Genomic DNA, 20,338 nt, shown 5'->3' with positions numbered 1-20,338 from the left:
ATTGTTGCGCTTGCATGCCCTATAGTTCAATAAAAAACAGCCGAAATTGTAGTAGTCTCGATAGGTAATCCCTTTTGCTTTTCTCTCTCATCATACTTCGACAGCCATTGGTCAGCCATTTCCCTAAGCTCATCTGAGGGATATTGTGAATTTAACGACCTATCTTGAATATAGGGATGCAAGGATGTAGCAGATATTTGAGTACATGAGCTCTACTATACTCCAAGTTGATCTTGCAAATATCTTTAAAGTTTAACCCTTCCGACTCATACCAAGCGATGTCATGTTCCAATTATGACCTCTAGTCTAGTTCACTTATGAATCATTAAGCCCCTCTTGCCAATTCCATATGTACCCATTATTATTATACATAGATACTCGATGCATTGATAAGCTATATATAGAATTGGAGGTTCAACTGCATGCAGATTAACAAGGAACTGATGAAGGGCAGCACCGTCATACTCATCCTTACCATGCTTGATCGCAAGGAGATGTACGGATATGAGATGACGAAGGAGATTGAGCGCACATCGGGCGGCTTGTTCACTTTCAAGGAAGGCACTTTGTATCCCATCCTTCACTCGCTGGAGGCAGATCACCTAGTTGTGGCAATCTGGAGTGAACAAGGGGGGCGCAAGCGCAAATATTACAAAATTACCGAGCAAGGCCGGCTGAAGCTTGGAGAGAAGAAGCAGGAATGGACCGTGTTCCGTACCGCTGTGGATCAGGTGCTTGGGGAGGGGAAGTCATGAATCAGCTAACGAATCATGAGAAGATTAATACCTACATTAATGAGGTCTGCAGTCAGATTAAAGCAAGAGAGCTGCACGCAGAGATTAGGCTGGAACTAGAGAGCCATTTGCAAGATATCCTAGATGATTATGCGGCCCAAGGCATGAATGAAGAAGATGCTATCCAAAAGGCGTTGGAGCAGATGGGGAACTCCACAACCGTAGGACAACAGCTTCACCAAGTACATAAGCCAAAGACAGAGTGGTCAATCGTGGCCGCCATATTAATTTTCGTTGCTTTAGGATTGCTGGCCATGCTTTCTCTCGATTCCGCTAATCTCTCAGTATCTTTAAGCCAAGTTCACTTTTTTGAGCACAAAGCCTTTTACACGGGAAGCGGGTTAATATTAATGATTGGCTTGTATTTCTTAGACTATCGGAAGTTTGTGAAGTTAAGCTGGCCCATTAGTACTTTAGCAGTAACGTTGATGTTAGCTGTAATATTTTACGGCGCTCAGCTTAATGGTCAACAAAAATGGCTTGGCTTCGGAGCATTCTATTTTGATATAACTATGGTATCAACAATCCTTCTCATTATTGCATTTGCAGCAATGATGTCCAACAAGTTAGATACCATCAAAGGTTTTGGTACACTGTTTCTATTCCTAACTATTCCTGCATTGCTATTCTTTACTGCCCATACCTCTATACCATTGGCTCTCTACTATTTCACCATCATTCTAATGGTTACGTTCGGACAACGGAGTTGGAAGGTTACTTCGTTCACCCTTGTATATCCAGCACTTATGCTTGCCTTAGTACTTCTAGCCAATGTGGATCAACGAGAATTTACCCTTTATCGATTAAAAGCGTTTTTCACGCCATCGATGGCGTCACAAGATGCAAGGTACGCAACGGAGCATTCTATGCAAGCCATACAATCCGCCGGTTGGTGGGGACAAGGCCTTCATGCTGAGCCCTTAGAACTGGCTTCTCTTCATAACGAACTTATTTTAAGCTATTTAGTTTATTCATTTGGTTGGATGTTCGGTATCACGCTCGTTCTCTTATCCTTCTACTTCCTGCGCAGAATCAGTCTCATGCTTAAGCAGCTTGCAGACCCATTCGCGAAGAGACTTGTCTTAGGCTTACTTGGCATTCTGACCGTACACTTCATGTGGAACATCCTAATGACGATTGGACTAATGCCGATGACCTCTGTCACCCTGCCATTCGTAAGCTATTCAGGAACCAATTATGTCTTGGAGCTTGGTATCGTTGGTCTGTTACTAAGTGTCTATCGCCGGAAAAACATGATCCCACGGCAAGTCACGGCAGGTTAACTCAAGCCTGCTACAAGTCATTAAATCCGTGATACTCAAGATGTGGAGTTACTCCTTAACACGGAATAACTCCACCTTCTCATATTCGCCTTCCCCGCAGCCGACAAGCTGGTATTCCACCCATCCTGCATTCTTCTGAACATCAATAGCCAGACAAGTTACCCCCATCTTGACCTTCGCCTCTTGCTTGCTCTCCACACTCCTCACGAATGCGTCCCAAGCTTCGATATTGCTATGGCCATCAGGCGCGTCAATAACGACATCTCCATTCGAGCGGGCGATGGTGCACTTCTGCACCTTATCGACCACACCGCGCCCGGTTGGCGGTCAACGTGGTGCACTTTTGCACCTTATCGGCCACGCCGCTCCCAGCTGGCGGTCATTGTGGTGCACTTTTGCACCTTATCGACCACGCCGCGCCCGGTTGGCGGTCATTGTGGTGCACTTTTGCACCTTATCGACCGCACCGCGCCCCGTTGGCGGTCATTGTGGTGCACTTTTGCACCTTATCGATCATGCCGCTCCCGGGAGCGGTCACACCTGCCCACTTCCTCCTGCCCAACGCACCCTCGCCTCGCCCAATAAACAAAGGCCCCGATTCCACAAAGGAACCGGGGCCTTCACAATCTCACAAACTAACTAATTAAAACGCAGGAACAACCGCGCCCTTATACTCATCCTCAATGAACTTCTTCACTTCAGGTGTGTTCAGAGCGGCAACCAGCTTCTTGATGCCGTCGGAATCCTTGTTGTCCGGACGAGCAACGACAATGTTCACATAAGGAGAGTCATTGCCTTCGATGAACAGAGCATCCTTCGTTGGCACCAGCTTCGCTTCAAGAGCATAGTTCGTGTTGATCAAGGCAAGCTCAACCTCATCCAGCACGCGCGGCAGAGTAGCGGCTTCAATCTCCTTGAACTTCAGCTTCTTCGGGTTATCCACGATATCAGCTACCGTACCGTTCACACCGACGCCTTCCTTCAGCTTAATCAACTCGTTAGCTGCAAGCAGGGACAGCGCACGGCCTCCATTGGACGGATCGTTCGGAATAGCGACCAGGCCGCCTTCCTTCAGCTCAGCAATATCCTTAATCTTCTTCGAGTAGCTGCCCAGCGGCTCAATGTGGACACCGCCAACATTCACGAGGTTGTAGCCGCGGTCCTTGTTATCTTGATCCAGGAACGGCGTGTGCTGGAAGAAGTTCGCATCCAACTGCTTCTCGAACACTTGCGTGTTCAGTTGAATGTAATCCGTGAATTCTACGACTTCAAGCTCTACGCCTTGCTCCTTCAATGCAGGCTTAACGAAGTTCAGAAGCTCTGCGTGAGGACGGGAAGTAGCGCCAACCTTCAGCTTAACGGTCTCCGTCTTAGGCTCATCTGTAGGCTGAGTCTGTCCATTCGAACCAGACTCCCCATTGTTTGTGTTGTTCGACTTCGCGCCGCACGCAGACAGGACTAGAACGAGAACCAATACAAGTGACAACCAGGTGATTTTTTTCATAGTAAGTGAATCCCTCCAAGTAATATTCTATCTATGCCAATCCTACTTCCGGCTGTACCTGCGAACGAGCAGATCGCCTGCCGTCTGCAGGAGCTGAACCAATATGATGAGCAATACGACCGTGATGAGCATGACGTCGGTCTGGAACCTCTGGTAGCCGTACCGGAGCGCCAAGTCTCCCAGTCCACCGCCCCCAACGATACCGGACATAGCCGTGTACGAGACGAGCGTAACCGCCGTGATCGTGGTTGCTGCCAAGAGGCCAAGCTTCGCTTCGGGAAGCAGCACACGGTACACAATATCCAACTTCGACGCCCCCATCGCTTGCGCCGCCTCGATGACACCCTTGTCCACCTCGCGGAGCGAGGTCTCTACCAACCGGGCGAAGAATGGCGTTGCCGCTACGATGAGCGGAGGAATGGCCCCTTCCACACCGAGCGAGGTGCCTGTAACCCACTTCGTGAACGGAATGATACTGATGAGCAGGATAACGAACGGGACCGAACGAAGCACATTCACGATGAAGGACAGAACCATATAGATGATAGGCTGCTGCAGCAGCTGCTTCCGTGAGGTCAAGAACAGAATGACGCCAAGCGCCAGGCCAAGAATAACGGTGAAAATCATCGAAACCAACATCATCGTCATCGTATCCTGAGTCGCCTGCCATACTTCTTCCCACCGAATATTCGAGCCAAACTTCTCTTCTTCGTTCATATCAGATCCTCCACGTTCAAGCCTTCGTGACGAAGGACGTCAATAATCCGCTCGATCTCGGCATTCTCGCCAATCAGCTCTACGATGATCTGCCCGTACGGCGTATGCTTCATGCGCGAGACCGTCCCTTGCAGAATAGCGAACTGAACGGAGGACGACTTCATTGCATTGAACAAGATCGGCTCGTACGTAAGCCTGCCCACATAATGGACGCGCAGCAGCCGGCTGTTGCGGCCCTGCTGGAGTGCCCTCGGATCAACGGCATCGGATACCTGATCCACGAAGTCCTGAGTGACAGGGTGCTGCGGCTTCAGGAACACATCGAGGACTTGTCCTTCTTCCACAATCTGGCCGCCGTCAATGACCGCCACCCGATCGCAGATGGAACGGATGACGTTCATCTCATGCGTGATGAGCACAATGGTGATGCCGAGCTTATCATTAATGTCGAGCAGCAGCGATAGAATCGCATTCGTCGTCTGCGGGTCAAGCGCGGACGTCGCTTCGTCACACAGCAGCACATCCGGATTGTTGGCGAGCGCTCTGGCTATACCTACCCGCTGCTTCTGCCCGCCTGACAGCTGGGAAGGGTACTTGTCCGCATGCTGCTCCAGACCGACCAGCTTGAGCAGCTCGTCCACCCGCTTCCGCCACTTGGCCCTCGGCTCACGAGCTAGCTTCAGCGGGAAGGCAATGTTGTCGCGTACCGTCGCCGAAGTGAGCAGGTTGAAGTGCTGGAAGATCATGCCGATCCGCCGGCGTTCCTTCTGCAGCTGTACCGAGCCTAATGCGGTCAGCTCTACACCAGCTACCTTAACGGATCCGCCAGACGGCTGCTCCAGCAGGTTAATGCAGCGCAGCAGCGTGCTCTTCCCAGCACCTGAATGGCCGATAATGCCGTATATTTCACCTTTGTTCACGGTTAGATTAATATTCCTTAACGCCTCCACCGACGCGGAACGCACACGGTAGGATTTGCTCACATCCGTCAATTCAATCAGCTTAAACCCTCCTGACTACGACCCTCATTAATGTCATGCCCATCCTTATGTAACCTATGCAGAATCTGGTGAGAAATCTGCTGCAGCTCACAAGAGTACATAACCCCAAGCCGCAATTCGGAATCAATTCTTATAATTCCAAGTGAATTAGGAGGCATTATGGATTATACGAAGATAGGCGCATGGTTGTCAATTATATGCTGTGCCGCGGGAGAGCGTTGCATGAACAAAAAACCACATCCTCGCGGCATGTGGTCTCTCTAAGAAGAGAAAACAGTTCTCATCGTACCTGATATTGAGGAAATAGTACAGTGAATAATTTATGTATATTGTCCCGAAGAATGCCACTGCCCTCGAATCGCATCCACGGCAGCCAGGGCAGAGGCATCCTCCAGGATGTCGCCCGGCTTGTTCCCCTTGCCCAGAATATAGCCGGCGTAAGTCGTGCCTGTATATTCGAAGATATACTGGAACTGCTGGACGAGGGGAATGCCCTTCAGATGCGGCTGGTCATCGCCTACGCCGATGACCCAGGCGCTCTTCACCGAGAGCTTCGACAGGAATTCCTCCTTATTCTCCCGAAGCGACTGCGACCATCGGTCGATGAAGGTCTTGGTGAGCCCCGAAGGGCCATACCAATAGATCGGCGTAGCGAAGACAAGGATGTCCTGGACTAGCAGACGCTCAAGCACCTGATGATAATCATCGTCCGGATAGGGCTGCTTCTCCGAGTGACGGTAATCTGTAATCGGCTCGATCCGATAATCAGCTAGATGAATATGATCGGCATGGAACCCTTCCACTAGCCGCTTCGCTAACTGCTCTGAATTGCCATCATGGCGCGAACTCCCGTAGATTACTGCGATTCCCATATGCATGCAACCTCTTCCTGTACTCTAGTACATTCTTCTAAGCTTAAGCTTGCGCTTATGCCTGTGCTTATGCCTGTGCTTGTGCTTGTGCTTGTGCCGCTATCGCCTCTTGCTGCCGATAGACGACTCGAACCCTTCCGGCCAGTTCGAGAGCAAGCTCCTTAGCCTCTTCCGGAGTGTCCCCTGCAGTAATGATGTAGCCTAACCGGTCATCCGAGCTTCTAGCAACGGAGACTGCGTCTCCTTCGGCTACTCCGAGGTGGGAACGAACGACTCCCTCCTGCTGGTCGATTCCATCGAACCCTTCCAGCCGCTCGAAGATTCCGTCTCGATCAGCCGTCACATAAGCGATAGCTGCTGCCCGGTGCTGCTTTTTGTCCAGATTAATCGGGTTATCCAGGTAGTAGTCCACTGTCGCTTCGAAAATATCAATCCCAAAAGCCTGCACCAGCAGGTCGGAAGAGATATTATCGCCGCCCGGCCTGCCGTTCACTTCAATGATCCGCGGACCTGTGGACGACAGCTTCACTTCCACATGGCTCGGTCCATTGGTAATGCCGATAGCCCTCAGTGCTTCTACTGCGGTATGAATAATGGCAGCCTCCTGCTCCTTATACGAAGGAGTGGGAAGCGTATGCGCAATCTCAACGAAGTACGGCAGCGGTGAGGTCAGCTTCTCCGTGACAGCTGAGAAGAGCGGCTGCCCGTCTCTGACGAACAGCTCCACGCTGAACTCCGGTCCATCCAGATATTCCTCAATTAGGTAGTCTTCACGTACCTTGAAGTCCATATACGTCACCTTGAACTCTACAATAATCTCAATCGCTCGCTGAAGCTCGGCTTCGCTGGCAATGAAGTATACATTCTGGCTGCTTGCGCAGTTAGTCGGCTTCAGTACGACAGGGTACCCAATCTCCGATGCAGCAGCAGCTGCTTCCTCGTAGGTTCTCACTTTCCTGAACTTTGCGCTCGGGACGCCATGCTCTGCATAAGCCTCTCTAGCCAGATCCTTGTTGCGAGACCGCAGCGCTGCCTCGTAGGGGACACCGCGAAGTCCCAGCCGCTCGGCAACCTTCGCTGTGAGGTGGGAAGCGTAGTCTGTAGCGGGAATAAGGGCATCCAGCTGTCCGGCATACGGGGATTGTGCGATGGCTCCATAGATGGATTCCTCGTCCCGAATATCGGCTAAGATCAGGTCGTGGTAGATGCCCTCGTAGCCGTACTTCTGAGGATTATCCAGAGAGGAGACAATCGAGATTACCCGATGCCCCTGTTCATAAGCGGCTCTAGCGAAGCTAACGCCGTAGAAGCTTGGTTCTACGAATGCGACTGTCTTGACGGTTGCCATTTGGTGTTCCTCCTTTTTTTTCAGAACAAATATCTAGCCCTGCTAGACTTCCAGGGTCACCTTCCGTGCGCTTCTGCTGCTCAGTACGACATAGAGGACCAGGCCAAGCAGCATGATTCCGCTCATGCATAGGAAGCCTACGCCTGGAGAATATCGGTCAATGACCACCCCGAGACCTGTGGCCGAGACGGTCTGCAGCAGCAAGGAGATGCCCATCCATACCGAAGTCGCTCGTCCCATATAGGACTTGGACACCGATTCCATCAGCTCCGTCGTTATTAGGATGCGCAGGGAAGAGTTCGTCAGACCGATCAGCACGCTGCCGAAGTACAAGAGCAGTACGGTCGAGCCGAATGCTATAGCAACGAGGTTCAGCACCGACACGATGAAGAGCAGCAGAATCGTTCCATTCTGCGACAACTTCCTCGCGAGAGGGGCCGCAAGGAATCCGGACAGCAGGCCGCCTACGCCGTAGAACATATCCGACAGCCCGAAGACGACCGAATCTCCCTTCACCGCCTCGTTCACATAGCCGGGCAGCACGACGTTGTACACCATCGTAGAGACAAGAGGGATGATGGATACGATGCCTAGAACGAATAGATAAGGCCGCTCCGCCAGGTACCGAAGCCCGTCCTTGAAGGAATCCAGATAGGATTCTCCCCTATTCTCGATAGGAAGAGGCGTATGCTTGATCCGGCGGAGGAAGAAGCTGCTCACGATGAAGGCAAGCGCATTAAGCAGGAGGATCACCTCGAAGCCAACGTACTTGTATAGAATGCCTGAGAGCGCCCCCGCCATGAACATGCCCACCTGCAAGGAGATCTCGATTAATGAGTTGCCATGTATAAGATCCTTCTCCGGCAGAATCTCCTGGACGAAGCTTCTCGAAGCGGACATGTAGACGGCCCAGCCCATGCCGTTGATGGCTGCGAACGCATACAGATACTCCACCCGGAATCCGGTGGATAAGAATCCGCCGAGAATAAGGAGAAGCGCCACTGCCCGGATCGCATTCGCCCAGATTAGTATCGTCTTGCGATTCCACTTGTCGATGAATGTCCCGGCGAAGGCCGAGATGAGGAATCCGGCGATGACGTTCAAGGACAGCATCAGACCGACCGAGGTCATCGAGCCGGTCTTATCCATGAGGTACCAGTTCGCACCAATGGTGCTCATCCCTACGCCGAACCCGGATACAATATCAGCGATGAAGTATTGGCGGAAGTTCTTAGGCTTAAGTACGCTGAATACCATGTGTACTTCCTCCTATTATCTCGCTAATTTGCTGTTGCAGAGGCTGGAGACCGAATCCCAGATAGGACAGAACCTCTGCATGTGTTCCCCCATAGATCGGCCACTGCTCGCCGCAATGATGGGAATACACCCTATGCTCCGGGAGTTGGAGAGCCAGGTAGGAGGCAGTCCCGCCGGTTGCACGGTGTTCTTCGACAACGAGCAGCTTATGGGACAGACTGCTTAATGCCGGAAGGGAGTCTTGCAGGCTCTGAATATCGACATAGCAGAGATGGGCATGAACGAGAGACGGATCGTTCTGAACGATCTCCTTGCACAGCTCGGTCGCTTGCTCACCGACCGATACCAAGCATAAGGGGGCCGGGTGGGCTTCTGCATGATCTGCATGATCAGCATGATCTGCATGATCTGCATGATCTGCATGAGCTGCATGATCTGCATGATCTGCATGAGCTGCACGCACCTCTCTATTTGCAATCCCATCTGTCGCAGCGAATCCCCTGCCTCCCTCCACAAGAATGTCCCTGCAGCTGACGCCTTCTTCTCTCGGCAGGCTGTCATAGGCGTCATTCCTGCCCAATCTGATGTAATAGGGCTCTGCCGACGCAGCCGCCTCGCGGATGACCCGCCTCGTCTCCTCTTCCCCATGCGGGCAAGCGATCCGAATGTTCTGGAACGATTGAATGACCGCGATATCCTCCAGGGCATGATGCGTCGTGCCGAACCATCCGCCCGACACTCCTCCATACGCAGCTACCACCTTCACGTTCTTGCCCATATAGCCCATCGTCAGCTTCACGCTCTCTGCTGCGCGGAGGGCAGCGAAGGCAGCGAAGGTGGAGAAGAACGGAACGTATCCCGCTTCAGCCAGCCCGGCGGCGATATCAACGCTCGCAAGCTCAGCAATGCCGAGGTTGAAGAAGCGTTCGGGATGCTGCTGCTGGAAGGGATGGTTCTTGCCGCCTAGATCTGCTTCTATACATATAATCTGTTCATTCCCTGCAGCGATTGCTGCCAGTTCATCCTTGTAGGCTTCTCTGCCTGAACGCGTCATTGGAGCCCCGCCTTCCATCGCTTGGCCAGCTTCTCAGGAATCTTCACATAGTGCGCTTCCGCATTGCCTTCAATCGCTGCGACGCCCTTGCCCTTAACCGTAGTGGCCAAGACAGCGACGGGCCGCTCAGGGTCGGGCTCGACGGCGCTCAGGATAGCCTCGAAGTCATGGCCGTCAATCTCTCTTACGGCGAATCCGAATGCTTCGAAGCGCTGCCTCAAGCTGTGAATCGGTGAGATATCCTTCACATAGCCGTCATTCTGGCCTCCATTGACATCAATGACATAGATGAAGTTGGTAAGGGAACGCGCCTGGACAATCTGAGCGGTCTCCCAGCACAGCCCTTCCTGAAGTTCGCCGTCGCCGCCGATGACAAGTCCGACTCCGCTCGTTCCCTTCAGCTTCTGCGCCAGCGCCCAGCCTGCCCCATAAGCTATGCCATGCCCCAGGCTCCCCGTTGCGAAGGGGATGCCCGGAAGCTTGTGATTCGGATGGCCTGTGAACAAGGAGCCGTCCGCCCCATAGCTCTCCGCTGGGTTATCCGGCAGGATGCCATATACATGCAGAGTAGCATATAAGGCAGCTGCGGAGTGTCCCTTGCTTAATATAACGACGGAGTTCGGATCCTCGCCGTATCTCGCATAGGCTCCGATCAGCAGGTCAATGGCGGAGAGACTTCCTCCAATATGGCAGCCCGTTGGCGCTGCCGCCATGTCGATGATGAGTTCCCTTGCCTTCCTCGCTCTCTCAATCAGCACAGGAAGCTCTATATGACTCTCCCTCTGCACCGGTATCGTCTGCACCTCTACTCCTCCGTCCTTAACCGGAACCATTCGGATACGGCTTCTGTAAGAATCGCGCGCGAGGACAACACCTCTGCGTCATGCAGATATTCCTCGTTCGTATGGTCCAGGCTGGAATCACCTGGTCCGTAGGCAACCATAGGTACACCTTCCCATGTGGTAGCCAGCGTGTTCATATCGCTAGTCCCGCGCTTCTTAATATAACGAATCGACTTGCCGTGCTTCGCGAAGCTGCGCACGAAGGCCTTCACGAGCTGATCCGAGCGCGAATTCGCGAATCCGGGCGTAGCCCGCAGCACCTCCACCGTCACCCCTTCCGGGAAGGCAAGGACGAGCTTATCCAGATAATTACGCCCTGCTCCCGGCGAGATACGGAAGTTCAGCGTTCCAATCGAAGTCAAGTAGCCTCGATCATGGTGATGCTCGATATCAATGAGAGAGGACAACGAATCCGGATCAAGATCACGAACCCGCAAGCGCAGATCGGACACGACGCTGTACAGCTCGTCAATGACACTCACCGTATCCTTCGCAGCCGTGTGCTCCTGCGCGCGATGAATCGTAATACGCAGCTTAAGCAGCCCGAAGTAACCGAGCGTTAAGCTGTCTTCTCCGCTTGGCTCGCCGATGATGACCGCATCCGCTTGGTAGTGGTCGCGCACATAATAAGCTCCCTTCGAGGAGGAGATCTCCTCTTCGACAGCCCCTATCACAAGCAGCGTGCCTTGCTCCGGTACCTCCGCCTCCTCCAGCATGTGAAGGAAGTTCACGAAGCTTCCCTTCGCATCGACGACGCCCCTTCCCGTTAAGCCCTCAGCGTCGGTCCGAACTGGCCACACATGCGGGACCGTATCGATATGACCGAGCAGCAGCAGCGTATGAGGACCGCTTCCCTTGCGGAAGACGATGTTGCCCGCTTCATCGATCTCGCCCTTCACGGAGGGAAGCTTCACGGCCTCCAGCAGGTACCTCGCCAACTCATGCTCATCCTGTGAGACGGATGGAATACGCGCAACCTTGTTCAGCAGGTCGAGCTTCCCGAGGTTCCCCTCCCCTTGCCAGAATCTCGTGCGAGCTCCGCCTTCCAGCGTATGGGGGCCCGTAATGCTTACGTCGCCCAGCCCTCTGCTCACGGCAAGCCTTGCCGCACGTACCTTCTGCTTCATTCTCCCTTGAACGGAAGGCAGTTCATCAAGAGCATAGACATCTGGAATCGTCGAGCCGGGTTCGCTAATCTCCTGCAGGAGACCTGGCGTACCGGTAACGAACCGCAGATGGTGAGCTTCCAGATCAATTGCTAGATGGGCAGCCAGCACATCCGCATCAATATTGATGAAGGAGTCCAGCTCTGGATCCCAGATGGGAGGCGTCAACACCACGACGTCGAAGGACGAGAGCATCGATTGCAGGAACGCGGTGTGACTGGTTGTATATTGGCCGAAGTAAGAGTCTCTGACAATGACCGCCTTGTCCCCGCGAATAGCCTTAAGCGGCTTCGCCTTCTGCCCTTGGACGAGCGCTTGCTCTCCGCCCAGCTGCGCATAGACGCTAAGCCCATAGCCCTGCAGCTGCTTGCGGACGACACTCAATATATGATCATGATAGGCCTCTTGGATGAAGGGCAGCTCCTCGGGAGAGCAGTAGCGCACCTCATCTCCGGATGCCAGTGTCAGGAAGGGCATGGGACGCGAGATCTCCTCGTACTTCTGCCGAATCGCTTCGGCTCCTCCTGCCACGAGCAGCACCCGGCTGCCTCTCCTGACGATTCGTTCAACCTCCGCGAACACTTCCGGATGATTCACGATCGTGCTGCTTCCAAGCTTAATCACATACAGACTGCCCCTGCTCATCAAGGCCACGCCCCTTCCGCTGCTCGCAGACCCGCTTCCTCCGGGAAGTCGAAGTACAGATTGGCGGCCTGAATCGCTTGACCGGCCGCACCCTTGATTAAGTTGTCGATGGCCGCCAGGGAGACGCAATTCCGGCCTTCCACATACGCCCCAACCTCCGCATAGTTCGTCCCCACTACCGTCTTGATCATGGGCGATCCGCTGCCGGAGTTGAAGTAGTGCAGGAACGGCTTGGAGGAATAGGTGCTGTAGAAGGCCTTCTTCACCTCCACAGCCGTCACTCCCTCCTTAAGTGTCGTATACGTCGACGCCAGAATCCCTCGAGGAAGGTCGAGGCTGAAGACGGAGAACTGCAGGTCAACCGTTCGCTCCAGATGCACATTCAGGGCATTCTCCACCTCCGGCCGGTGCCGATGACCATGGAGCTTGAAGGCTCTGAAGTTGTTCGCACGCTCTGCATGATGCTCCGTCGTAGACTTCCCGCCCCCGCTTGATCCCGTCTTGGCATCGGTAACGGCCCGGCCCTCGATGAGATCATGAGCCACGAGCGGATAGAGCGTATACAGGGTGGCTACCGCCATACAGCCGGGTAGATTCACGACCTTCACCGAACGGTTAACCTCGCTGAATTCCGGTATATAGTAGTGCCAGCCGCCTTCGAACGGATGCTTCAGCGTCTCCGGGTAATGCTGATGGAGGATCGCTTCATCGGTAATCCGATAATCCCCGCTAACGTTGAAGATATATTCCGCATGCTCCGCCACTTCGTTAATAATCTTGGGCAGCTCACCAGTAGGCAGACAGGAGAAGATCGCGTCATAATGCCCGTCAAGCTCGGCAATTCTGCCGAACTTGAGGGAGCTTGCCTTCTTCTTATGCACCGACCCAATGTAATACTTGTCAACCGGGTACCCGGCCTTGGATTCCGACGAGACATAGTTCACTTCTAAGTAAGGATGATTACCAAGGAGCCTGTACAGTTCAGCGCCAGTAAACCCGCTGCCGCCGAGAATCGCGACTCTCTTCTTGCCCGCCGCGCCGCTCATCCGAGTCTGGCGTCTCTCTCATAAGGTGCTCTCAGCTCGCCGCCTCGCTCTACGAGTTCACGGATGATACGCGGGTTCGCATCGATCTTACGGAACGCTAGGGCATAGGCTTGAATACGCTCGTACTCGATTGGGGTACGCAGCTCTCGGCAGATCGTGAGCGAATTCCGAAGCATCTTCAGCGTCTCGGGGAACTGGCTCAGGTCATAGCCGAAGTCTTGGCGGTGGGATAGGGTGAATGGATAGCCGTTGCCGAAGCCGCGCCTATTCTTGAACGGAAGATGTCCCGGGATCGGCACGTTCTGCCACTCTCTCGCATAGACGCCCTCCGCGTTAATAAGCTGCTGAACCGCATCCTTCACCCGATAATCCTCGAGATCATCCAGCCCCAGCTTCTCCGGGGACAGCTTGACGCGGTACATATTGTAGCTGTGCTTGTAGCCTTCCGGAACGAAGGGACCGCTGAACAGCTTCGTCTCCGACAAGACATTCGTCAGGTACGACGCATTGCGCGCGCGTATGGCATCGTAATACGGCAGACGGTCCAGCTGGCTCAGGCCGAATGCCGCGGCAATCCAGGACATCCGGTAATCGATACCGGTGGAGTCCAGGAAGGCCAGCGCGCGGTTGTAATCCTCCTTCTCCTTGAAGAAGGCGATGCCGCCTTCCCCGCCAACGGGGAAGTTCTTGTCCGCCATCAAGCTCTGGCCTGCGCTGTCTCCAATGGAGCCGGCCAGCCGGCCCTCGATGGAGGCGGAATGCGCATGGGAGGCATCCTCCACCAGACGAAGCGAATACTTGTCGGTCAGCACCCGCAAGGCAGGCAGATCAGCCGGCAGTCCATGCACATGAACGGGCATGATCGCCTTCGTCTTGCTCGTAATAGCCTGTTCCGCCTTCGCGGGATCCAGGCAGTAGGTAACGGGGTCGATATCAACGAAGATGGGAATGGCCTTGGCGGCGACAACCGCTTGAGCGGTGGCGATGAAGGTGAAGGCCGGTACGATGACCTCATCGCCTGGCTGCACGCCTGCACCGACCAACGCCAGATGCAGGGAGGACGTGCCGCTGGCCGTAGCAATCGCGTAGTTCGCTCCCACATATTGGCGGTAGGCTTCCTGGAATTCCTCCACGACCTCCTCTCCATTCTGTTGAATGGAGACAAGCAATTGAATGACATCTTCCTTCGTAATGATCGGGAAGTTGGTCTTCCTGACATCTTCCGGCAGGACAGCCGGCCCCCCGACGAAGGCAAGCTGGTCCTTCACCCACTCTTCAGAGGGCAGCCCTAACGGCTTGCGTATGAAGTCCGTCTTCATGATGCTGAATTCCTCCTTAAGAGCGCGATCTTGGCACAAGCCGCTACGAGCGGGCTTAGCCTGTAGTTGAACTGTACAGCCGGCTGCAGCTCCGGTTCACTCTCCTCCTGCGTCCACATCGTCTGCAGGTCGAAGGCTCCGAATATTTTGAGCCGCTCCGCCTTCTTCCAGATTCGCTCCTCATTAGCCGCTATAGCTGCCACGGGTCCGAATCCCAGACCGGTGAGATCAAGGACGAGCACCGGCGCCTTGCCGCTGACCGTCGCCACAATCTGTTCCAGTTGACCGAGGTTATCCCAGTTAATCGCAATGGATTGATAGGCGGACTCCACATCAGGCTCCGTTACGATATGAACACCTAGCCACTGTACGAACTTCCGCTCTTGCTCTGAGGGATGATTCAGCCGGGCAGAGCTCCCATACCCAATGTCCTGTCCCCACAGCGCACCGTGGATGGCCCCTGTATAGGAGTTGAACAAGGATACGTATTTTGTTTTCGTCAGCTTGGCGATGCTTTTCTCCAGCCCTTTTAGTTCATGGTCATTTTTCTCGATGCTCATGATGACGCCCGAATTAAGAACCCTTGATAGAACGAAGGAGAGGGAGAAGTAATCTTCTTTCTTAATCGTTGGTTTCGGTTCTGTTAGAATATCAGCCATTATTCCACTAGTCCTCCCTATTTACTTAGAATTAACAACGAGGTTTGCCTTGTTTTTATGAGCTACCATCTCTTTGACATACTGGGCAATGTGATGGGCTACATCAACGCCGTGGATTTTCCAAGACTTCGCGAATTCCGGGTTCTGATTCACTTCGCAGACGACGTAACGCAGCTGCTTGTAGTCGAAGAACAGGTCAATGCCGTAGATGCCCTCACCGAGCACCTCGACGAGCTGGCGGCAGATGGCTGCCATCTCCTCGTTAATGGCTAACGGCTCAATCTCCGCGCCTAGATGGGTGTTCGTCTTCCAATTCTCTGCCGATACCCTGCGGAATGCGACAATCGGGGTACGGCCGACAAGGACGACGCGTATATCATAATCCCCCTTCTCCACATACTCTTGCACGAGCACGGGGAAGGATTGATGAGCCGGATCGATAGATTCTCTAGCAGCAATCCAGCCCTCCAAGCAATCCTTGCCCGTTATTCTCGCAATGCCTCTTCCCCATGATGAGGTAGCAGGCTTAATCACACACAGCTCACCGAACGCCTGCAGCGCATCAGACAACTTGGCAGGCGTGAAGGCAATCTGGAACTTAGGCTGAGGGATGCCATGCTTCTGGAACACGATCGCTTGGTGAATTTTATTCGTGCAGATGTTGATGGCATCCGTTCGATTCAAGGTCTCGATACCAGCCAGTTCAAGCAATTGGGACCGATGCTGAGCATTCTTCTGTGAGAGGCAGCGGATAAGGGCAAGGGAATAGCGGCTGGCATCCTCTACCCCGAGAGGCAGGTCCATCGAATCGAGATTCACTTGTACCGGAATGTCCAGCTTGCCCAGACCATCAATAATTCGTTGTTCTTCCTCGCGCAGCTTCGTTACACATATCAGAACAGTGCTCGACTGATCCATATTCACTCCCCTATTCTCCCCAAGTTTCTTCGATCTCCGGAGCTAGAGCAATCGTGACCAGGCTGGATTCAACCTGTACTTCATGCTCTTGACCGCATGAGTCGCATTCCACAATCTCCCCTGTCGTTACCTTCTCTTCCACTTCGATATCCGACTTGCATACGAGACAGCTTAACTCTGCCATTTCCTTGCACCTCCAATAATTTTATGACTGCCTTGTACAATCAAAATAATCTATTATAACGGAATGGTATTCCCTTATAACCTCATCTACTTGCTTGCCAAATCCCACTGATTCACGTTGTTGAACGTTCCTAGATTAAGCGGCTTGCCCACGAGAACATCCTTGGAGACGACCTGCAGTCTCTTCTCGGAATAGACGGCCAGCGTCGGAACCTCTTCATGCAGTATAGCCTGCAGCTCGTTGTAGATCTCGTGACGCTTCGCCTCGTCGATCTCTTGCTCCCCCTGCTTGATGAGCTGATCCACCTTCGGATTTTTGTACCTAATCACACTCTCGGGATCATTGCTCTTGTAAGTCGTGAAGTAGAGGCTAGGCTCGATATAGTAATCTCTAGTGAAGATCGTCACGTCATGCTCGCCCTTCTCCACCTTGTCGATGAGCGTCGGGAAGTCATACTTCTGCACGTCTACCTTGATGCCAACCGCCTCGAGATTCTGCACCAGTATATCCGCCGCCAGCTCGCGAACCTTGTTGCCTACGGGTATGAGGAACTTCAGCTTGCGATCCGCATCCCAGCCCGCTTCCTTCAGCAGCTGCTTGGACAGCTCAGGGTTGTATTCATACGGCTTAACATCCTTGTTGTTGTACGGATGAGTGCTTGGCACTCCGCCGTCGATAATCTCCGCCTGCCCCTTGAGCAGCTGCTCCACGATGAGAGGCCGGTTCAAGGCATGGGCAATCGCTTGGCGAACCTTCTTATCAGGCAGCTGCTCAATATTGAAGAACAGCTCGGCGGGCTCGGATGCGGTAGCCGAAGTGACATTCACGTTCTGGAAGCCCTTCACCTTGTCGTAATCCGTAATCGGCACGAGTCCAACCGGCAAGGAATTCATGTGAATCTCCCCCGTCTGCAGCTGTGCGACGAGATTGGCGGCAGGAAGAACCTTGATGAAGATCGTATCGATCTTCGGCACGTCGAGGTAATAATTCTCGTTCCTTACCACTTCTACATATTGGCCTTGCTCGTAATTCGCGAACTTATAAGGACCAATCGTCACGAGCGGCTTCTGAAAATATTCATGGGTAGACAGCTGAGCCGGGTCCACACCCTTCAGAATATGCTCGGGCAGGAAGTTCACCTTGGCGCCGAATCGTTCCTGGAAGACGAGCGGGTCGATCGGCGTCTTCGTCTTAATCTCGAATGTGGCCGCATCTATAATGGTGAGGCCGGAGATGTCGGCAGCTCCTTCTTCCAGCTTACCGATGTCATTCAACCCTTGGATGAACTCCAGCTGGAAGGAGGTCTCCACCTTCGGATGCAGGGCTGCCTTCAGGGTGAAGGCGACATCCGCCGTCGTGAATGGCGTACCGTCATTCCACTTCGCCGATGACTTCAGCTTAACCCGGAAGGTCTGCTTGTCTGCGGTCTCAACGGACTCCGCCAGCTTGGGAACGAACTGCGCGTTGTCGGTCACATCGAGCAGGGCATCGTTCAGGAGGCTGATGGGCAGCTCCGAAGCTGAGCTGCCTTGCGTATTAATCTGGTTCAAGGTAACGGGTGCATTCACGATGCCGATCGTGAGCTTCTTGGGCTTAGCAGCAGGCTCGGAGGCTGGAACAGCTGCAACCTGCTCCTGCGCAGGCTCGCTGGATGGCGAGGCTTCCGGCTGCTTGTTATTCGCGTTGCTGCAGGCGGACAACACGAGCATGAGCAGCAGCAGCAAGGTAAGAGCAAGGGATGAGGCTTGACGGTTCATAGTAATCTCTCCATTCCATTCATCGAATGAGTCAATAATAATGGCGTAAGACTGCCCTGCCTGCGCTCTCACACCCTTGCATCAAGCGCATCACGCAGGCCGTCCCCGACGAAGTTGATGGCCAGTACGGTGATGAGAATGACGAAGCCGGCAGGAAGCCAGAGCCAAGGCTGGTCGGTTAACACGGTAAGGGACTGAGCGTCATGCAGCATGTTGCCCAGACTCGCCTGGGGGGAGGCTACCCCCATTCCGAGGAAGCTTAAGCCTGCTTCGCTTAATATCGTACCCGCCACACCGAAGGTCGCGTTAACGATGATGGGTCCCATCGCATTGGGAAGAATATGCTTAAGCAGAATACGTGGAGTGCCGTAGCCTAGAGCCAGCGCAGCTCTAGCGTAATCCATCTCTCTCATCGACAGTACGCTTCCCCGAACCAGCATGGCGATGGTCGGCCACTTGAACAAGGCTAGCACGACCATGATGGTCGTCACGTTAGCGCCTAGCAAGCTGACGATTACAATGACTATCATCATGTAGGGGAAGCTGAGGAAAATATCGGTTGTCCGCATGAGAAGCATATCCAGCCAGCCTCTGTAATACCCTGCCAGCATGCCAATGAAGGTGCCGAAGGCCACATAGAGCGCTACGGTGACGAATCCGATGAGCAAGGATATTCGTGTGCCGTAGAGTAATCGGCTCCATACATCACGTCCGACTTGATCAGTTCCCAGCCAGTGGCTGTACGAGGGCCGGCTTCCGAAGGCATCGGTTAGTTCATTCGGAGAGTAGGGAGCAAGCCACGGAGCGAACAGACCGAGGAGGATAAGGAGGAAGGTCGTGCCTAGTCCCACGACCGCCAGCTTATGCCCTGCGAATCGGCGCAGCACTTGCCTCGCATAGCTTACCGTCTCGGTGCTTGCCTCCCCTTCCTCTTGCTTGCTGCCCCTAGCTGTGGCTGGCCATTCCGACCTCCATGCGGGATCTGTAGCCGCCATCTCTTCCCCTCCTACGAGCTGCTGTATGTAATTCTAGGATCTGCCCAGGCATAGAGGATGTCTATGACAAGGTTCGTAGACAGAACGATGCAGGCTGCGGCAAGATTAAGGCCCATCAACGTCGGATAGTCGCGGGACAAGATCGCTTCCATCGTTAGCTGTCCAATGCCCGGCCATTGGAATACTTGCTCGATGATGATGCTGCCTCCTAGCAGCAGCGGAATCTCGGTTCCCACAATCGTAATGATGGGAATGAGAGCATTGCGAAGAGCATGCTTATTCGTCACGACAGCCTCTCTTAATCCCTTCGCTCTGGCTGTCCTGAGATAATCCTGCTGGAGTACATCGAGCATACTCGCGCGGACATACCTAACCTTCTTACCGGCTATGGTAACGCCAAGCACTGCTGCGGGAAGAATGAGATGCCGAGCGATATCCCACAAGCCGGCTTGCTCGCCGAGCGTTGACATTCCTCCTGTCGGGAGCCAGTGCATCTGTATCCCTACAAGATAGATAAGCCCCAGCCCGAGGAAGAACGGTGGGATTGATGTGCCCAGGAAGGACAAGCCGGTAACGACATAATCCAGCTTGGAATGCTTGTGAACGGCGCTGAGCACGCCAGCAGGAATAGCAATGACAAGGCCAATACTCAAGGAAGTACCCGCTAGCAGCAAGGTTGGTCCAATCCTCTCGCCGATGAGCTCGGTGACCGGTGCGAAGGTAGAGAAGGAATACCCTAGCTCCCCTCTTAGCAAGCCAGTCAGCCACTTCACATACTGAAGGTAGAGCGGATCATTCAGACCGAGCAATTCCTTCTTCAGCTCCAGCATCTCTCGGGGTGTATTCGGATCAATCAGCATATCGACGGGATTGCCCGGAGCTAGGTTCATTAACAGGAAGCTCATGACGGTAATCCCGAAGAATACCGGGATAGCAATGAGCAGCCTTCGCAGGACATAGCGGCTCATCTAGGCTCC

Annotated in this window: 21 protein-coding genes; 2 read left to right on the top strand and 19 right to left on the bottom strand. The window is 53.7% G+C overall.

The genetic code is table 11. From position 1 onward, the window contains the following. Nucleotides 1–26 precede the first annotated feature (26 nt). The gene (locus ACFO9Q_RS14430; protein ID WP_379183196.1) at nt 27–182 is read right to left on the bottom strand and encodes a DUF4085 family protein; all 156 of its coding nucleotides are present in this window, start codon (nt 180–182) and stop codon (nt 27–29) included. A 240-nt stretch (nt 183–422) separates the two neighbouring features. Here ACFO9Q_RS14430 and ACFO9Q_RS14425 point away from each other — a divergent pair, with 240 nt between their 5' ends. After that, the gene (locus ACFO9Q_RS14425; RefSeq protein ID WP_379183194.1) at nt 423–755 is read left to right on the top strand and encodes a PadR family transcriptional regulator; all 333 of its coding nucleotides are present in this window, start codon (nt 423–425) and stop codon (nt 753–755) included. Further along, a complete protein-coding gene (locus tag ACFO9Q_RS14420) occupies nt 752–2,077 on the top strand; it encodes an FtsW/RodA/SpoVE family cell cycle protein (RefSeq protein ID WP_379183192.1) in 1,326 nt (441 codons plus the stop codon). Before ACFO9Q_RS14425 ends, ACFO9Q_RS14420 begins: the two co-directional genes overlap by 4 nt. A gap of 48 nt (nt 2,078–2,125) precedes the next feature. On the opposite strand, the gene ACFO9Q_RS14415 is transcribed toward ACFO9Q_RS14420, so the two are convergent. The 18 genes from ACFO9Q_RS14415 to ACFO9Q_RS14330 form a co-directional block, all read right to left on the bottom strand. Then, nucleotides 2,126–2,374, bottom strand: coding sequence for a hypothetical protein (locus ACFO9Q_RS14415; RefSeq protein ID WP_379183190.1), 249 nt, complete (start codon nt 2,372–2,374; stop codon nt 2,126–2,128). Between the two features lie 346 nt (nt 2,375–2,720). Further along, nucleotides 2,721–3,581, bottom strand: a complete 861-nt coding sequence (locus ACFO9Q_RS14410) for a MetQ/NlpA family ABC transporter substrate-binding protein (protein WP_379183188.1) — start codon at nt 3,579–3,581, stop codon at nt 2,721–2,723. Between the two features lie 42 nt (nt 3,582–3,623). Further along, nucleotides 3,624–4,298, bottom strand: a complete 675-nt coding sequence (locus tag ACFO9Q_RS14405; protein WP_379183186.1) for a methionine ABC transporter permease — start codon at nt 4,296–4,298, stop codon at nt 3,624–3,626. Continuing rightward, on the bottom strand, nt 4,295–5,299 hold the full coding sequence (locus tag ACFO9Q_RS14400; RefSeq protein WP_379183299.1) for a methionine ABC transporter ATP-binding protein: 1,005 nt from the start codon (nt 5,297–5,299) through the stop codon (nt 4,295–4,297). Before ACFO9Q_RS14400 ends, ACFO9Q_RS14405 begins: the two co-directional genes overlap by 4 nt. Nucleotides 5,300–5,619: 320 nt before the next feature. Further along, entirely contained in the window at nt 5,620–6,171 is a 552-nt protein-coding gene (locus ACFO9Q_RS14395) for a flavodoxin family protein (RefSeq protein WP_379183184.1), read from the bottom strand. Between the two features lie 67 nt (nt 6,172–6,238). After that, nucleotides 6,239–7,519 (bottom strand): ATP-grasp domain-containing protein, encoded by a 1,281-nt coding sequence (locus ACFO9Q_RS14390; protein WP_379183182.1) that lies wholly within the window; start codon nt 7,517–7,519, stop codon nt 6,239–6,241. A 42-nt stretch (nt 7,520–7,561) separates the two neighbouring features. Further along, nucleotides 7,562–8,776 carry an MFS transporter gene (locus tag ACFO9Q_RS14385; RefSeq protein WP_379183180.1) on the bottom strand — a complete coding sequence of 405 codons (1,215 nt, stop codon included), beginning with the start codon at nt 8,774–8,776 and terminating at the stop codon, nt 7,562–7,564. Next, entirely contained in the window at nt 8,757–9,830 is a 1,074-nt protein-coding gene (locus ACFO9Q_RS14380) for a transketolase (protein ID WP_379183178.1), read from the bottom strand. Before ACFO9Q_RS14380 ends, ACFO9Q_RS14385 begins: the two co-directional genes overlap by 20 nt. After that, entirely contained in the window at nt 9,827–10,663 is an 837-nt protein-coding gene (locus ACFO9Q_RS14375) for a thiamine pyrophosphate-dependent enzyme (RefSeq protein WP_379183176.1), read from the bottom strand. The genes ACFO9Q_RS14380 and ACFO9Q_RS14375 overlap by 4 nt, the downstream gene beginning before the upstream one ends. Continuing rightward, nucleotides 10,636–12,483 (bottom strand): M20/M25/M40 family metallo-hydrolase, encoded by a 1,848-nt coding sequence (locus ACFO9Q_RS14370; RefSeq protein WP_379183174.1) that lies wholly within the window; start codon nt 12,481–12,483, stop codon nt 10,636–10,638. Before ACFO9Q_RS14370 ends, ACFO9Q_RS14375 begins: the two co-directional genes overlap by 28 nt. Next, nucleotides 12,483–13,529: an N-acetyl-gamma-glutamyl-phosphate reductase gene (gene argC / locus ACFO9Q_RS14365; RefSeq protein WP_379183172.1), complete on the bottom strand. Its 1,047-nt coding sequence runs from the start codon at nt 13,527–13,529 to the stop codon at nt 12,483–12,485. The genes ACFO9Q_RS14370 and argC overlap by 1 nt, the downstream gene beginning before the upstream one ends. Beyond that, on the bottom strand, nt 13,526–14,848 hold the full coding sequence (locus tag ACFO9Q_RS14360; protein ID WP_379183170.1) for a DegT/DnrJ/EryC1/StrS family aminotransferase: 1,323 nt from the start codon (nt 14,846–14,848) through the stop codon (nt 13,526–13,528). Before ACFO9Q_RS14360 ends, argC begins: the two co-directional genes overlap by 4 nt. Beyond that, entirely contained in the window at nt 14,845–15,507 is a 663-nt protein-coding gene (locus ACFO9Q_RS14355) for a degT/DnrJ/EryC1/StrS aminotransferase (protein WP_379183168.1), read from the bottom strand. Before ACFO9Q_RS14355 ends, ACFO9Q_RS14360 begins: the two co-directional genes overlap by 4 nt. 21 nt (nt 15,508–15,528) lie before the next feature. Beyond that, entirely contained in the window at nt 15,529–16,425 is an 897-nt protein-coding gene (locus ACFO9Q_RS14350; protein ID WP_379183297.1) for a RimK family alpha-L-glutamate ligase, read from the bottom strand. 10 nt (nt 16,426–16,435) lie between these two features. Beyond that, nucleotides 16,436–16,609 carry a lysine biosynthesis protein LysW gene (locus ACFO9Q_RS14345; RefSeq protein ID WP_379183166.1) on the bottom strand — a complete coding sequence of 58 codons (174 nt, stop codon included), beginning with the start codon at nt 16,607–16,609 and terminating at the stop codon, nt 16,436–16,438. 86 nt (nt 16,610–16,695) lie between these two features. Beyond that, nucleotides 16,696–18,366: an ABC transporter substrate-binding protein gene (locus tag ACFO9Q_RS14340; RefSeq protein ID WP_379183164.1), complete on the bottom strand. Its 1,671-nt coding sequence runs from the start codon at nt 18,364–18,366 to the stop codon at nt 16,696–16,698. A gap of 68 nt (nt 18,367–18,434) precedes the next feature. Then, the gene (gene opp4C, locus ACFO9Q_RS14335; RefSeq protein ID WP_379183162.1) at nt 18,435–19,361 is read right to left on the bottom strand and encodes an oligopeptide ABC transporter permease; all 927 of its coding nucleotides are present in this window, start codon (nt 19,359–19,361) and stop codon (nt 18,435–18,437) included. Between the two features lie 11 nt (nt 19,362–19,372). Beyond that, a complete protein-coding gene (locus ACFO9Q_RS14330; protein ID WP_379183160.1) occupies nt 19,373–20,329 on the bottom strand; it encodes an ABC transporter permease in 957 nt (318 codons plus the stop codon). Nucleotides 20,330–20,338: the final 9 nt, after the last annotated feature.

This window comes from Paenibacillus sp. GCM10023252 (genome assembly GCF_042653305.1).
Lineage (GTDB): Bacteria > Bacillota > Bacilli > Paenibacillales > Paenibacillaceae > Pristimantibacillus.
The sequence above is the reverse complement of the archived record's forward strand: the minus strand, read 5'-3'. Positions and strand labels throughout refer to the sequence as shown.